This is a genomic window from Streptomyces sp. CRCS-T-1, from assembly GCF_024442335.1.
Classification (GTDB): Bacteria; Actinomycetota; Actinomycetes; order Streptomycetales; family Streptomycetaceae; genus Streptomyces; species Streptomyces koelreuteriae.
On the sequence record NZ_CP101651.1, the window covers coordinates 5,969,070 to 5,983,294 of the forward strand.

The 14,225-nt window shown below is 71.1% G+C and carries 9 protein-coding genes; 4 read left to right on the forward strand and 5 right to left on the reverse strand.

The window, feature by feature from the left end; genetic code table 11:
• Nucleotides 1-52 precede the first annotated feature (52 nt).
• Nucleotides 53-1,444, reverse strand: coding sequence for a glycine betaine/L-proline transporter ProP (gene proP / locus NNW99_RS27055; RefSeq protein WP_251057951.1), 1,392 nt, complete (start codon nucleotides 1,442-1,444; stop codon nucleotides 53-55).
• Nucleotides 1,445-1,719: 275 nt separating this feature from the next.
• Here proP and NNW99_RS27060 point away from each other — a divergent pair, with 275 nt between their 5' ends.
• Nucleotides 1,720-3,774 (forward strand): phosphatase PAP2 family protein, encoded by a 2,055-nt coding sequence (locus NNW99_RS27060; RefSeq protein ID WP_215121755.1) that lies wholly within the window; start codon nucleotides 1,720-1,722, stop codon nucleotides 3,772-3,774.
• Nucleotides 3,775-4,001: 227 nt separating this feature from the next.
• Entirely contained in the window at nucleotides 4,002-6,278 is a 2,277-nt protein-coding gene (locus NNW99_RS27065; RefSeq protein ID WP_251057952.1) for an MFS transporter, read from the forward strand.
• Here the strand turns inward: NNW99_RS27065 and NNW99_RS27070 are convergent.
• The 3 genes from NNW99_RS27070 to NNW99_RS27080 are packed head-to-tail and all read right to left on the reverse strand — an operon-like array spanning nucleotide 6,266 to nucleotide 11,767.
• Entirely contained in the window at nucleotides 6,266-10,495 is a 4,230-nt protein-coding gene (locus tag NNW99_RS27070) for an AAA family ATPase (protein ID WP_215121758.1), read from the reverse strand. The two genes, NNW99_RS27065 and NNW99_RS27070, sit on opposite strands and share 13 nt — an antisense overlap.
• Nucleotides 10,492-11,325, reverse strand: a complete 834-nt coding sequence (locus NNW99_RS27075) for a hypothetical protein (RefSeq protein WP_215121760.1) — start codon at nucleotides 11,323-11,325, stop codon at nucleotides 10,492-10,494. The genes NNW99_RS27070 and NNW99_RS27075 overlap by 4 nt, the downstream gene beginning before the upstream one ends.
• 31 nt (nucleotides 11,326-11,356) lie before the next feature.
• Nucleotides 11,357-11,767 (reverse strand): ATP-binding protein, encoded by a 411-nt coding sequence (locus tag NNW99_RS27080; RefSeq protein ID WP_215121761.1) that lies wholly within the window; start codon nucleotides 11,765-11,767, stop codon nucleotides 11,357-11,359.
• Nucleotides 11,768-11,860: 93 nt separating this feature from the next.
• Here NNW99_RS27080 and NNW99_RS27085 point away from each other — a divergent pair, with 93 nt between their 5' ends.
• Nucleotides 11,861-12,709: a helix-turn-helix transcriptional regulator gene (locus NNW99_RS27085; RefSeq protein WP_215121763.1), complete on the forward strand. Its 849-nt coding sequence runs from the start codon at nucleotides 11,861-11,863 to the stop codon at nucleotides 12,707-12,709.
• Complete coding sequence (locus tag NNW99_RS27090; protein ID WP_215121764.1) at nucleotides 12,669-12,956, forward strand: DUF397 domain-containing protein; 288 nt, start codon at nucleotides 12,669-12,671, stop codon at nucleotides 12,954-12,956. The genes NNW99_RS27085 and NNW99_RS27090 overlap by 41 nt, the downstream gene beginning before the upstream one ends.
• On the opposite strand, the gene NNW99_RS27095 is transcribed toward NNW99_RS27090, so the two are convergent.
• Nucleotides 12,944-14,113, reverse strand: coding sequence for a steroid 3-ketoacyl-CoA thiolase (locus NNW99_RS27095; RefSeq protein WP_215121766.1), 1,170 nt, complete (start codon nucleotides 14,111-14,113; stop codon nucleotides 12,944-12,946). The two genes, NNW99_RS27090 and NNW99_RS27095, sit on opposite strands and share 13 nt — an antisense overlap.
• Nucleotides 14,114-14,225 lie beyond the last annotated feature (112 nt).

Genomic DNA, 14,225 nt, shown 5'->3' on the forward strand with positions numbered 1-14,225 from the left:
GAAGATAGTTGGTGCGGCGGTCCGCTGCCAGGGGGATTTCACCCGGCGTGTCTCATTCCGTGACGGACGGCGCCGAGCCCGGCAGCGGGCGGCCCGCCGACTCCGTCATGCGCCACACCGCGAAACCACCGATCACGGCCGCGGCCATCATGTAGTACGCGGGCATCATCATGTCCCCGGTCGCGCCGATCAGGGCCGTCACCACCAGCGGGGTCGTGCCGCCGAACAGGGACACGGAGACGTTGAAGCCGATGGAGAGCGAGCCGTAGCGGACCCGGGTCGGGAAGAGCGCCGGGAGCGCCGAGGGCATCGCGGCGGTGAAGCACACCAGCAGCATGCCGAGCGCGCCCATGCCGAGCCCGACCGCGAGCAGGCTGCCCTCGCGGATCAGCAGCAGGGCCGGGACGGACAGCAGCAGGAAGCCCGCACAGCCGGCGGCGATCACCGGGCGGCGTCCGACGCGGTCGGTCAGCGCTCCCATGAACGGCTGGGCGATCATCATCAGCGCCATCACACCGAGGACGACGAGCAGACCGTGCGTCTCGTCGTAGTGCAGCTCGCTGGTCAGGTAGCTCGGCATGTACGACAGCAGCATGTAGTCGGTGACGTTGAAGACCAGCACCAGGCCGACGCAGAGCAGCAGCGCGCGCCACTGGCCGGTGACCATCTCGCGCAGCGGCACCTTGGGCCGGTTCGTCTCGGCCTTCTCGACCTCGGCGGCGAACGCCGGGGTCTCCTCCAGGCGCATCCGCAGGTAGAGGCCGATGATGCCCATCGGGCCCGCGATCAGGAACGGGATGCGCCAGCCCCAGGAGGTCAGGTCGTCGGTGGAGAGCAGGGCGGTCATCAGGGTGACCAGGCCCGCGCCGCCGATGTAACCGGCGAGGGTGCCGAACTCCAGCCAGCTGCCGAGGAAGCCGCGCCGCTTGTCGGGGGCGTACTCGGCGATGAAGGTGGAGGCACCCGCGTACTCGCCGCCGGTGGAGAAGCCCTGCACGAGGCGGGCCACGAGGAGCAGGATCGGCGCGCCGACACCGATCGTCGCGTACGACGGGATCAGACCGATCGCGAAGGTGCCCGCGGCCATCATGATCATGGTGAGCGCGAGGACCTTCTGGCGTCCGACGCGGTCGCCGAGCGGGCCGAAGACCATGCCGCCGAGGGGGCGGACCAGGAAGGCCGCGGCGAAGGCGCCGAACGTGGAGAGCAGCTGCGCGGTGGGGTTGCCCGACGGGAAGAAGACCTTGCCCAGGGTGACCGCGATGTAGCTGTAGACACCGAAGTCGAACCATTCCATCGCGTTGCCGAGCGCGGCCGCCTTCACGGCGCGCTTGACGAGCGCGGGGTCGGTGACGGTGGTGTCCTGGGCCTTCGTGCGGTTCTTGAGCGCGGACGTGGGAGCAATGACTGAGGCAGTCACAAGACTCGCTCGCCTACCTTTCATCGGGGACAGGAACGCGGTCCGCGCGGCGGCGCTGTCGAACGGGCCGAAAAGGCGACGATAGGCGGAGAATGCCCGCTCACGGGCGGTATGCCTTTCGTTGCAGGGTGCATCTAAACACCGGCTGTGCAGGCACGCATGCCCGTTCACGTGCCGTTCCCACGTGATCTTGATGTGATCCTTATCGCGTCCACGGGAGGCAACCGCGCGCCCCGCGCACTATCGTCAACCGGATGAAGGGGGCGTAAAGGTCATACCGGGTAGAAGGCCGACGAGGCGTGGCGAATGCGGAGCGCGGCGGACGACCGACGGAAGCCTTCGGAGCGACAGCCGTCGGCAGGCCTCACGCACGCCTGCGCCTGGCCTGCCTCGGGCTGTGGCTGATCGTCGCCGTCCTCGCCGCACGGCAGGTAGCCGTCGTCCTCGGCACCCCGCGCGGGGAGCGGCTGACGGCCCTGGAGACCTGGGTCGGGCCGAGCGGCGTCCTCCAGGTGAACGGCTCGCTCTACGACTCGACCCGCTTCACCGGCACCCCCTTCAACGGCCTCGCCCTCAAGCCCCTCACCCGTTCGGCCGAACAGGCCCTCGGCTGGGGCTGGACCTTCGGCACGCTGCTGCTGGTCGCCGCCCTCGGCCTGATCGCCGCCCGCGCCCTGCCCCAGCCCGTCGGCCGCCGCACCGCGCTGCTGGCCGCCCCCGTCGCCATCGGCCTGCTCATGCTGTCCCTGCCGGTCCGCAACACCCTGTGGCTCGGGCAGACCAGCATCATCCCGGTCCTGCTCGTCCTGCTCGGCTGCTTCGTCGCCCACGGACAGCGGACCAGCGGACTGCTCATCGGGGTGGCGGCCGCGCTCCAGCCCACCCTGCTGCTCTTCACGCCCCTGCTGTGGTGCACCGGCCGCAGACGCGCCGCGCTCTCCGGCGGCGTCACCTTCGCCGCCTGCACCGCGCTCGCCTGGGCTGCGATGCCGCACGACTCCTCCGTCTACTGGGTCCACCACCTGGCCGGCGTCGGCCTCGGCGGCCGGGCCGACGACCTCGGCAACCAGTCCCTGCACGGCGCCCTGCTGCGGCTCGGCCTGCACGGCCCCCTGGAAGTCGCGCTCTTCCTGGCCCTCGGCGCGGCCGTCGCCGTCCTCGCCCTGCGCCGCGCCGTCCGCTACGTCGCCGACGGGCAACTCCTCCTCGCCGTCGCGGTCACCGGCTGCGCCGCCATCGTCGTATCGCCCACGGCCTGGCAGCACCAGCTGCTGTGGGTGCTGCTCACGATCGTCGGCCTGGCCGGCAGACGCGCCCGTGACCGGTACGTATGGCCCGTCGCCGTCATCCTGGTCATGACCCTGCCGACCAGGCTGCTGCTCCCGGACATCACGGCACTGGACCCGCTGCGCACCGAACTCGTCCTGCTCGCCGCCCTCGCCGCCGCCGTGGCCGTCCCGTTCCTGTCCCGCGCCTCCCCGTACTACCGGTCACCGATCCCGACCGAGTACGCGCCCGCCGTCCCGTCCCGCTTCCGGCACGTGCCGCTGCTGCCCTTCCTGCGCCGGGTCCTCACCCGCCCGAACCTCTTCCTGGAGCTTCTCCTCCTGCGCATCGCCTACGCCGCCTACTCCCAGGTCCGGCTGGCGGCCAACGGCGGCAGCGTCTCGGCCGGGCGGGCCGAGGCCGAGGAGCACGCCTGGCAGATCCTCCGCCTGGAACGCGCCCTGCGCCTCGACATCGAGCACTGGGCCAACCACGCCGTGGTGCGGACCGACTGGCTGCGGGCCTTCTTCGACTTCTCCTACGAGTCGTTCCACTTCTTCGTCCCGCTGGCCGTCCTCGCCGTCCTGTACTGGCGCCGCCCCGCCGCATACCGCTGGGCCCGCTCCGCCCTCGGCTTCGCCACTCTCCTCGCCCTGGTCGGCTTCTGGCTCTACCCCCTCGCCCCGCCACGCCTGATGCCGACCCTCGGCTTCATCGACACCGTCCACGGCGTCCAGGACTTCTCCCGGCCCGACTACGGCACCCTCACGGACGTCACCAACCAGTACGCGGCCATGCCGTCCCTGCACTTCGGCTGGGCGCTGTGGTGCGGAGTGGTGATCGCGGTGCTGGCACCCCGGTGGTGGATGAAGGCCCTGGGCCTGCTGCATCCGCTGCTCACCGGCACCGCGATCGTCGTGACGGCCAATCACTGGGTGCTGGACGCGGCCGGGGGAGCGGTGGTGGTCGGGGCGGGCTTCGGCCTCACGTATCTGCTGTCCGGGCCCCGGGCGGACACCGCCGCCGCGCGCCGGGCGTCCCGGGAGGCGGACCCGAGCACCGGCCGCTCGACCAGTTCCGTCGGCTGACACACGTCGTCTGACGTGCCCCACCGGCCGGATCGGTGTGTCGGAAAACCGTCGAAAATGCCCTCCACATGTCGGTTTTCGGTGCCCGGCCGGGCGCTGGCTGGCTCTCGGCCACGGGTGGCTGAAAGGTGTGCCTCGCTGTCCACCCGAAGAGCGACATGGAGGGTTCTGTGAACGTGGCAACGACGGCTGACGGACCTCGGCGGAGTCCGAAAGGCACACTCCTGATGGCCTGCATCGGGGTGTTCGTCGCCTACCTGCCGGTCACCACCGTCTCCGTCAGCCTCCCCGCGATCCAGCGGGACCTGCACGCCTCGACCTCCCAACTGTCCTGGGTCTCGGACGCGTTCGTGCTGCCCATGGCCGCGCTCATCCTGACGGCCGGGGTCGTCGGAGACGTGCACGGCCGCAAGAAGGTCTTCCAGGCGGGCCTGCTGTTCTCGGCCGTCGGGGCCGCCGTCGCGATGAGCGCGCAGTCGGTCCAGGTGCTGTGGGCCGGGCAGGCGCTGGCCGGGACGGGTGCGGCGGCGCTGCTGCCCACGACACTGGCGCTGATCAGCCACGCCGTGCCCGACCCCCACGAACGCGCCAAGTTCGTCGGACTGTGGGCCGCCTCCCTGTCGCTGGCGCTGGCCGTCGGCCCCCTCATGGCGGGCGTGATCCTCCAGCACACCGCCTGGCACTGGATCTATCTGCCCGCGATACCCGTGGCCCTCCTCACCATGGCGCTCGCCGTCCCCCTGGTCGCCGACTCGCGCGCCCCCGGCTCACGCAAGCTGGACTGGCCCGGCCAGTTCACCGCCGCGCTGACCATCGTCGCGCTCGTCTACGGCGTCATCGAGGGCGGCGCCCAGTCCTTCTCCGAGCCCCGGGTCGTCGTCGCCCTGGCCCTCGCGGCCGTCGGCGCCCTCGCCTTCGTCCTGGCCGAACGGCGCAGCCCGAGCCCCATGCTGGACCTGACGCTGTTCCGCAGCGCCGCCTTCAGCGCGACCACGCTCATCGCGATGATCAGCTTCCTGGGCCTGATCGGCTTCTTCTTCGTCCTCAGCCTCTACTTCGGCATGGTGCAGCGGCTCGACACCCTCGACGCGGGCTACCGCATGCTGATGGTGACGGCGGTGAGCCTGTTCCTCGGAGTGGTCGTCGGACCGCTGATGCGCCGCATCCCGGCCCGCGCCCTGATCACCACCGGCCTGCTGGCGACGACTGGCGGGCTGCTGTCCCTGACCGCCCTCGACGCGCACACCGCGTTCGGTCCGCTCGCCTGGCGACTGGCCCTGCTCGGCCTCGGCATGGGCCTCGTCATCACCCCCATGACCGCCACGGCCGTCGCGTCCGTCCCGCACCACCTGGCCGGTATGGCGGCGGCCGGCAACAACGCCTTCCGCCAGGTCGGCGGCGCCCTCGGGCCCGCAGTCCTGGGCACGTTGCTCACCACCAAGGCCACCGACGCCCTCCCCGGCCACCTCGCCGACGCCGGCGTCCACGGCTCGACGGCCCATCAGGTCACCGCCGCCGTCGACACGGCAGGGCTGGGAGCCGTGTCCCGCCTGAACCTCGGCCCTGACACCGGCCGCGCCCTGGGCGCTCTGTCCGAGTCCTTCCTCGACGGCCTCAAGCTCTGCCTGATCGTCGCGGCGTCGCTGGCGCTGCTGGCGGCGGTGGTGGGGGCGGTGCTGCTGCGCAAGCCGAAGCGGAAGCCGGAGCCCGAGCGCGAGCCCGCGTCTGTCGCCGAGACGGGCCCGGTCGTCACCGGCCGAGTGACCGACGGCGCCGGAAACGCCATGACGGGCGCCACGCTCACCCTGATCTCCCTGGCCGGACGCCAGGTAGGCCGGACCGTGTCACACGACACCGGCGGCCACTACCGGCTGACCGCCCCCGGAGCCGGTTCCTACGTCCTGATCGCGGCGGCCGACGGCCACCAGCCCCAGGCCACCACCCTCGTACTCGGCGAGGAGCCGCTGCCCCACGACGTGGTCCTGTCCGGCGGCAGCGGCCTCGCGGGCACGGTCGCCACGGCCGACGACAGGCTGCCGGTCGAAGGCGCGATGGTCGTCGTGACCGACATCCGCGGCGACGTCCTGGCCACGGGCACGACCGACGCCACCGGCGCGTTCGGCTTCGGCCCCCTCCCGGCCGGTGACCTGACGATCGCCGTCAACGCCACCGGCTACCGCCCGGCCGCCCTCCCCCTGCCGCCCGGCGCCCCGACCACCGGCCTTGAGCTGCTCCTGCACCCCGGCGCGCGGTTGCAGGGCGTCGTCCGCACGGGCGCCGACCGCACCCCCGTGGCCGACGCCCGCGTCACCCTCGTCGACGCCGCCGGGAACGTCGTGGGCACGGCCACCACCGGCACGGACGGGGCGTACGCCTTCACGGACCTGGACGCGGGGGACTACTCCCTGATCGCCAGCGGGTACGCGCCGGTCGCCACGACCGTCAGGGTGGACGGGGGGAGCCCGAACGACGTCCATCCGCAGCTGGCGCATCAGGACAGTTGACGGGCGTCTCTGCTGAAGACGGCGACGTCGTTGCCGAAGGCGCAGGCGAGGAGCCCGTCGTCGCTGAGGGAGAGCGCGTTGCACGGGCCGGGCAGGTGGATGACGTGGAGGGTGGTGCGCTGTTCCAGGTCCCAGATGCGGAGGGTGTTGTCGGCGGAGCCGGTGAGGGCGACGGGGCGGCCGTCGAGTTCGGTCAGGGTCACCCTCCAGACCGACCTGGTGTGGCCGGTGAGCGGCTCGCCGAGGGGTTGGCAGCCGGGCAGCTCCCAGATCTGTACGGTCCCGTCCTCAGCGGTGGTCACCGCGATGGGACGGTCGTGCAGCCGGCCGATGGCGACGTCTCTGAGCGTGTGAGAGTCCGGTGCCTGGCCGAGCCTGCGGCCGGTGGTCACGTCATGGACGTACAGCGGCCTGTACGGTGAGCCCGCCGCCATGACCGGGCGCCCGTCGATGACGCCGCAGTCGGCATACGTTCCGAGATCGGGGCAGTCGAAGCGGTCTCTCAACTCGCCGGTCGCCAGGTCCCACACCCGGGCCGAGCCGTCCGTCCTGCCCGTCACCACGACTTCGCGGCCGTCCATTTCCACACACGCCGTGAACGACTGGAAGAGGTCGGCCTCGCCCTCGTGCTCCAGGGGCGTGTGGACCGCCCGGCCCGTGGCGATGTCCCAGACCAGCGCGGCGCCCTTCCTGGGGCTGGAGACAGCGACCGGACGGCCGTCCAGCACCCGGCAGGTCACGGACCTCACCTCGCTGCGGTGGTGGGGGAGCGGCTCGGTGGAGCTGAGGCCCGCCGACAGCTCCCACCTGCGCATGGTGGTGTCCTCGGACCCGCTGACGAGGATCCGCCGGCCGTCCACCACGGCGTGGCCCACCGCGGATACGCGCTGGGTGTGCCCGACGATCGGGCTGCCGAAGGACCGGCGGGAGAGATCCCAGATCCGGAGGGTGTCGAAGGCGCTGGTGATGACGACCGGCCGCCCGGCCAGCTCGATGCACGCCACCGTCAGCAGGGGGAAGGCGTGGCCGCTGAGGGGCGGCCCCGCCGAGCGGCCGGCTTCGAGGTCCCAGATCTCCGCCGTGCCGTCCTGGTACCCGGCGACAACGACCTGTCGGCCGTTCAGCACCGCACATGTCACTGAGGACGCCCAGCCCTCGTGCCCGTTGAACTCCCAGATCATCCGGCCGTTCCCGAGATCCCGGACTCGTACCCGCCCTGCCCTGTCCGCGCTGACGACGACCGGGCGGCCGTTCAGAACCGTGCACGCCACGCCCTTGTACCAGGGGGAGTGGCTACGCCGGTCCAGCCGTTTCAGGCGCCGACGGGTTCTCAGGTCGCAGAGGTCCAGGGATGCCGTCGAGCCGGTGACGACGACCTGGCGGCCGTCCAGCACGGCGCACGCCAGGGAGTTCACCTGGCCGACGTGCTTCACCGGCTCGCCCACGGCCCGGCCGGTCGCCAGGTCCCACACCCGCACGGTGCTGTCCCAGCCCCCGGTGACGGCGACCGGGCGGCCGTCCAGCTCCACGCAGGCGACGGCGTAGACGGGCTCGGTGTGACCGCGCATCGGTTCGCCGACCGCCCGGCCGGTTCCGAGGTCCCACAGCCGTACGGTCTTGTCGCGCGCGACGGACACGGCGACCGGGCGTCCGTCCAGTTCGGTACAGGCCACTCCTTCGATGTCGTCGCTGTGTCCGGTCATGGCGTTGCCGACGGGTGCCCCCGTGATCAGGTCCCACATCCGTACGGTCCTGTCCTGCGACCCGGTGACGGCGACCGGGCGGCCGTTCACCTCCGTGCAGGCCAGGGCCTTCACCAGCCCCGTGTGCCCGGTGAGCGCGTTGCGCAGATTGCTCGACAGCCGGGAACCGGACGCCGCCAAAGGCTTCCAAGCACGGCGATCCGCCCTCCCGTTGAGCGCCTCGACAAGACGCGGCACATTGAACCGCGCGGCCTCCACCGCGAGCACCTGCCGCCGAGCCGCCGCGTCGAGATCACGCAGCACATGCAGGCAGGACCGGAACACCGCGGTGTTCAGCTGCGCCTCCTCGCCCTCCGCCTCCAGCAGACGCGGCATCAACGTCTCGTACTCCGCGTGCACCAGGTACTCGATATCGGCCAGCAGCGTGTCCAGCAGCCCACCCGCAGCCGCATGCGTCGCCAGGTGCCGCAAGGCATACGGATGCGCCCGCCCCCAGTCGCGCGCGCCGTCGAGGTGATACGGCACCGCCCCCCGCAACACCACCGTGAACGCCCGATGCGCCCGCCCCGAGTCCTGCCCCTGGCGCAGATACTCCGCCATCGACTCGTGGTAGAGCCGGTACACCGACCGCTCGTCCTCCTTCGCCTCGACGACGTATGCCCCGGCGTCCCGCCGCAGTTGGTAGAGGTCGTCGTTGGTGTACGTCCGGCCGGAGAGCTCCGAGGCGAGTGGGGCCCAGATGTCCTCCCAGGGGAGGCCCTGGCCCTCGGCGTAGGCGAGGGGGCGCAGGAGGTCGAGGATGCGGTCGGCGTCGTCGGCGAAGCGCTGGTGCAGGTCGTGGTGCATGGCGTCGGCCGCCGCGCGGGGGAGGGAGCGGCGCCAGACGGGGTCCCGGGGGTCGGGCAGGGCCGGGGTCGCGGCGAGCGTGCCCGCCGTGATGCGGGCGACCAGGAAGCAGTTGCCCGCGGCGTCGGCGACCGCTTCCGCCACACCCATGCGCACCCGGTGCGGGCAATCGAGGTACGGGGAGTCCTGGTGGGCGTCCAGGAGGTTGCGCAGCGTGTAGACGAGGACGGCGTCCGGGTCGGCGTACCGGTCCGAGTCGAGGTCGACGTGGTCGTCCTGGCACAGACCGAGGGGCCCGAAGAGGTGGGGGCGGGTGCCGAGGAGGAGGCGCAGGTGAGGGGCCGCCAGTTCCATGAGCGGACGTAAGACCTGGCCGCACAGGGTCGTCGGCGTCGCCGCCTCGTCCAGGCCGTCGATGAGGATGACGTGAGGGCGGTCGGGTGCGGGCCGGGCGCCGAGGTGGTTGAGCAGGTCCGCCACCGCCTCCGCCGGCGGCAACCGCAGCGCCGCGCAGACCGCCCGCACGACCTGCTGGTCGGTGAGGCTCTGCGCGTACACGGTCGTCCCGATGGCCCCCTCGGGCGGAAGCTGATGCTCGCGCAGTCCGATCGACGAGAGCGGCACCGTACGCCGGTACTCGGGGTCGCTCACCGCCGCCAGCAGACCCAGTACGGCCGTCTTGCCCGAACCCGGAGCCCCGGTGACCACCAGCGCCGGACACGCCTCCGCCGTCGGGTCGCCCAGCCACTCGGTGATGTCGTGAAGCGCCCGGTGACGGCCCGAGAACCACCAGCCCACCTTGCTCGGATCGCTGTGCCCCATCGCCCGCCGCAGCAGCCGCGACCGGAACTCCACGTCCCGGCGCTTGTCCTGCTCGTCCCACTCGGCGGCCTGTTGCAGCGCCAAGTCCGTGTGGGAGAGGCGCTGGCTGTGCTTCGCGTTGGGCAGGAACGGCGGGATCTCACCGGTCAGCCCGATGATCTCCAGGCCGATGTGCTGGAAGTCCGGGCGTTTGGGGTTGGTGCGCGTGGCGTTCACGACCGCGTCCAGGGCCAGCAGCGGCGGGGTGTAACCGGCCGTGGCGAGGCTGGTCACCGCCTCCGTCAGCAGTTCCGGGAAGGCGCCCGTCCGCGCCAGTTCCCGGGGCTGCGCCGAGGTGATGACCGCAAGACCGGACTCCTCCTCCCGCCAGTCGCTCTTCCAACGGGACATCGCGGCCAGCAACTCGTTGCCGCCCTGCCCGGAGAAGCACGTGTCGAGCATCAGCAGCAGCCGCCGTACCTGCGTCCCGGCGAGGATCTTGCGCGCCAGCGTGCCGGGCAGCAGCGCGTCGTAGAGGTCGTCGGGCTCGGTGTCGGCGGTGAGCAGGACATAGTCGCCGTTGTCGAGGATCTCCCCGTGCCCCGCGATGTACACGGCGACGATGTCGTCCGGGCGGCGGTCCGGGGCACGGCAGAATTCACGCAACTCGCGCAGCAGTTGCGGCTTGGTCGGGTTCAGCCCCAGGTCGGACACGTGGGTGTAGCCGAGCGTTCCGGTGAACAGCTCCACCACCTTGCGACGGGCCTCCACCAGTCCGGGCCGGTCCCACTCCAGCTCCGCCGCCGCGTTCGGGTAGTGGCTGACCGCGGTCGCGATGAGGAAGCGCCGGGGCTCGGGCCCGCTCATGCCAGGCCCTCCGCCACCGCCGCGCCCGTCTCCTTCGCCGTCAGATAGAGCGTGGCGTCGTGCGCGTGCGAGCCGTTGTGTACGACCTTGCCGACGACGTTCGCCCCGAAGAACAGCGAGAGGTCCTTCACGGCCGCCACGACATCGCCCTCGTCGACGATGTTCGTCCACGACGCCGTCCCGGGCCAGGTCTCCGGCCCGGGACGCAGCCGGTCGACGACCATCCGCATCCCCAGCGGCGACCCCAGCGTCACCAACGCCCGCACCCCGTGCCCTTCGAGCGCGCACAGCGCCTCGAAGGCGACGACCGAGCCCAGCGAGTGCGCCACCACCACCCGTGTGTCGGGGCCTATCGCCTCCTCGACCCGGCTCCGGGCCGCCGCCCGCAGCTCCCCGTCCAGCAGATAGCGGCGGACCTGTTTCAGGTCGAAGACCAGCCCCCGCAGGGTCACATCGGCGAAGTAGCGCGAGTGCTGGAGGACGCGCAGGGCCGCCTGCACGGCACGCGGGGAGCGGACCAGCGTGTCCCCACCGGGCGGGGGCACGCCCGGATCGACCCGTGCCGCCTCCGCCCACCACTCCAGCAGCAGCTCCGACTCGAACCCGTCCTCCACGTCCTTCGCCGTGAACATCGGGTCGCCGACGGCCAGGGTGTGCCCGGGGGGCCGGAACAGATCGCCGTAGAACGCCATCCGCAGGTCACCGGGGGTGAGTTCCGGACCGCCCGCCAGGTCGAGCCCGTCGGCGAGCGCCGGCTCCCACTCCTTCAGCAGCGTCTTGCTCCCCAGCCGCTGCTTCCCCACCCCGTGCACACCAACGATCCGCGCCATCGCACCCGTCCCCCGAGCTCAGCAGGACCCTTCACTCTAGGGCGACGGCCCCGGCCCCGCATTCGAACCACACGGTCTTCCCACCGTCACGCCACACCGACACGCCCCACTTGTCGGCCATCGCGTCGAGCAGGAGCAGTCCCCGGCCGCTCTCGGACTCCGGGTCCTGCCGGGGCGGGGGTACGGGCAGTCGGTTGCTGCCGTCCGACACCTCCACGCGCACGCCGTGCGGCTGCCGCAGCAACAGCAGGGTGCAGCGCCGGTCCGGGACGTGCCGTACGACGTTGGCGAGCAGTTCGGTGACGCCGAGTTCGACGGCGTCGGACAGCTCGGGCATGCGCCACTCTTCGAGGAAGGAGCGGGCGATACGGCGGATGTGCTGGGCGGCGTGTTCACCGACGGTGAGCCGGATCGTGTACTGGGCGGGAAAGTATTCATTCACAGGACGAGGCTGACGTGCGGTGACTACCCTCGGCTACGGAACGGATACAACCGGTCCTGTAGTGGGCCGTGTTGCGTGAGAGGGGCTACTGCCGTGACCCACATCAACGCCCTTGACCCGGGTGCGTCCCCCTTGGATTACTACGGCTTCGAGCTGAGGCGGCACAGAGAGGCGGCCGGGCTGACGCAGAAACAGCTCGGGGAGATCGTCAACTACACCGGCTCGCTCGTCGGCCAGATCGAAACGGCCCGGAAGCTCCCGACGCCGGAGTTCAGTCAACGGGCGGATGCGGCGCTGGAGACGGGAGGGCAGTTGTCCCGACTGGTCGACCTGGTGCTGCGTAGCCAACTTCCGGCCTGGTTTCAGCAGGTGGCGGAGCTCCAGGCGAGAGCAGTGGAGATCTGCTCCTTCGAGGCGCTCATGGTCCAGGGCCTGCTCCAGACCCGTGCGTACGCGTGTGCCGTGCTCGGTGTGCTGGACAAGAGCAACCTCGAAGACCGCACCGCCGTACGACTGGCGCGCCAGGGCATCTTCGAGAAGGAGGAGCCGCCTGTCTTCTGGGCGATCCTCAGCGAGGCCGCACTGTACCTGGAGGTCGGCGGCCGGGAGACCATGCGCGAGCAACTCGCCCACCTGTTGTCCTTCGAGTACAACCCTCGGATCAACATCCAGGTGCTGCCGTTCTCGGCCGGAGCACACGCGGGACTGCAAGGCTCGTTCGACGTCTACCGCTTCGCGAGCGACCCGGCCATCGTCTACACGGAGGGCTACGGCAGCGGGCATCCCACCGCGAATCCGGACACCGTCAAGGACTGCTCGCTCCGTTACGATCATCTTCAGGCCGCCGCGCTCTCCCTCAGGGATTCGGCGGAGTTGATGCGGCGAGTGATGGAGGAACGCTATGGCGAGCAACGCGATTCCGACGGGGATCCGGTGGCGTAAGTCCAGCTACAGCGGCGATCAAGGCGGCAACTGCGTCGAATGCGCGCCGATCGGGGCCCTGGCCTGGCGCGCGTCGACATACAGCAGCGATCAGGGCGGCAACTGCATCGAGATCGCCGAAACCCCCCACACCACCATCGCCATACGCGACTCCAAGAACCCGGCGGGACCGATCCTCACCCTCGACCCCGCCGCGTTCACGACCTTCGTCAACTGGACGACGACGGACGGCGACTACAGCCTCTGAATGATCGTGCCGGTGGCCAAACCGCCCCCCGCACACATGGTGATCAGCGCGAACTCCTTGTCCGTGCGCTCCAGTTCATGAAGCGCCGTCGTGATGAGCCGGGCCCCGGTGGCTCCCACCGGGTGCCCGAGTGCGATCGCACCGCCGTTGACGTTCACCTTCTCCAGGCCCTGCTCGAAGACCTGCGCCCAGCTCAGGACGACGGACGCGAACGCCTCGTTGATCTCGACGAGGTCGATGTCCTTCAGGGACATCCCGGCCTTGCCCAACACGGCGTTCGTCGCGTCGATCGGCCCGTCCAGATGGAAGTGCGGGTCGGCTCCCACCAGCGCCTGGGCCACGATCCGCGCCCGAGGCCGCAGCTTCAACGCACGAGCCATCCTCTTCGACGCCCACATGATCGCCGCCGCCCCGTCGGAGATCTGCGACGAGTTGCCGGCCGTATGCACCGCCGTAGGCATGATCGGCTTCAGGGAGGCCAGCGCTTCCGCCGACGTGTCGCGCAGACCCTCGTCCTTGTCGACCAGGCGCCACATGCCCTGCCCGGCGTGCTGCTCCTCCTCCGTCGTCGGGACCTGGACGGCGAAGGTCTCTCGTTTGAAGCGTTCCTCCGCCCAGGCGTGGGCGGCCCGTTCCTGGGAGGCGAGCCCGAGGGCGTCGACGTTCTCGCGGGTCAGGCCCCGGTGGCGGGCGATGCGCTCGGCTGCCTCGAACTGGTTCGGGAGGTCGACGTTCCACTCGTCGGGGAACGGCTTCCCGGGCCCGTGCTTGGAGCCCGACCCCAGCGGCACCCGGGACATCGACTCCACGCCGCAGGAGATACCGACGTCGATCACGCCGGCGGCGACCATGTTGGCCAGCATGTGGGAGGCCTGCTGGGAGGACCCGCACTGCGCGTCGACGGTCGTCGCGGCCGTCTCGTAGGGCAGCCCCATCGTGAGCCAGGCCGTGCGCGCGGGGTTCATGGACTGCTCGCCGGCGTGGGTGACCGTACCGCCGACGATCTGTTCGACGCAGTCGGCGGGGATGCCGGTGCGGCCCAGGAGTTCACGGTAGGTCTCACCCAGCAGGTAGGACGGGTGCAGATGGGCGAGCGCGCCGCCGCGCTTGCCGATCGGGGTGCGTACGGCTTCGACGATCACGGGTTCGGCAGCCATGGGTGCGGGTCCTCTCCGGGAGGCTACGCGGAACTAGTACGCGTTCTAGTTCTGTCAGCAGTGTGCTGAGCGCCACTCGGTGACCGCAAGGGTCGTGCGGGCAATTGAGGGG

Coding starts and splice junctions, on each gene's coding strand:
- NNW99_RS27065 (WP_251057952.1), top strand. CDS start 4,002: ATGGCCTGCATCGGGGTGTTCGTCGCCTACCTGCCGGTCACCACCGTC.
- NNW99_RS27095 (WP_215121766.1), bottom strand. CDS start 14,113: ATGGCTGCCGAACCCGTGATCGTCGAAGCCGTACGCACCCCGATCGGC.
- NNW99_RS27075 (WP_215121760.1), bottom strand. CDS start 11,325: ATGGCGCGGATCGTTGGTGTGCACGGGGTGGGGAAGCAGCGGCTGGGG.
- NNW99_RS27090 (WP_215121764.1), top strand. CDS start 12,669: ATGGCGAGCAACGCGATTCCGACGGGGATCCGGTGGCGTAAGTCCAGC.
- NNW99_RS27070 (WP_215121758.1), bottom strand. CDS start 10,495: ATGAGCGGGCCCGAGCCCCGGCGCTTCCTCATCGCGACCGCGGTCAGC.
- proP (WP_251057951.1), bottom strand. CDS start 1,444: ATGAAAGGTAGGCGAGCGAGTCTTGTGACTGCCTCAGTCATTGCTCCC.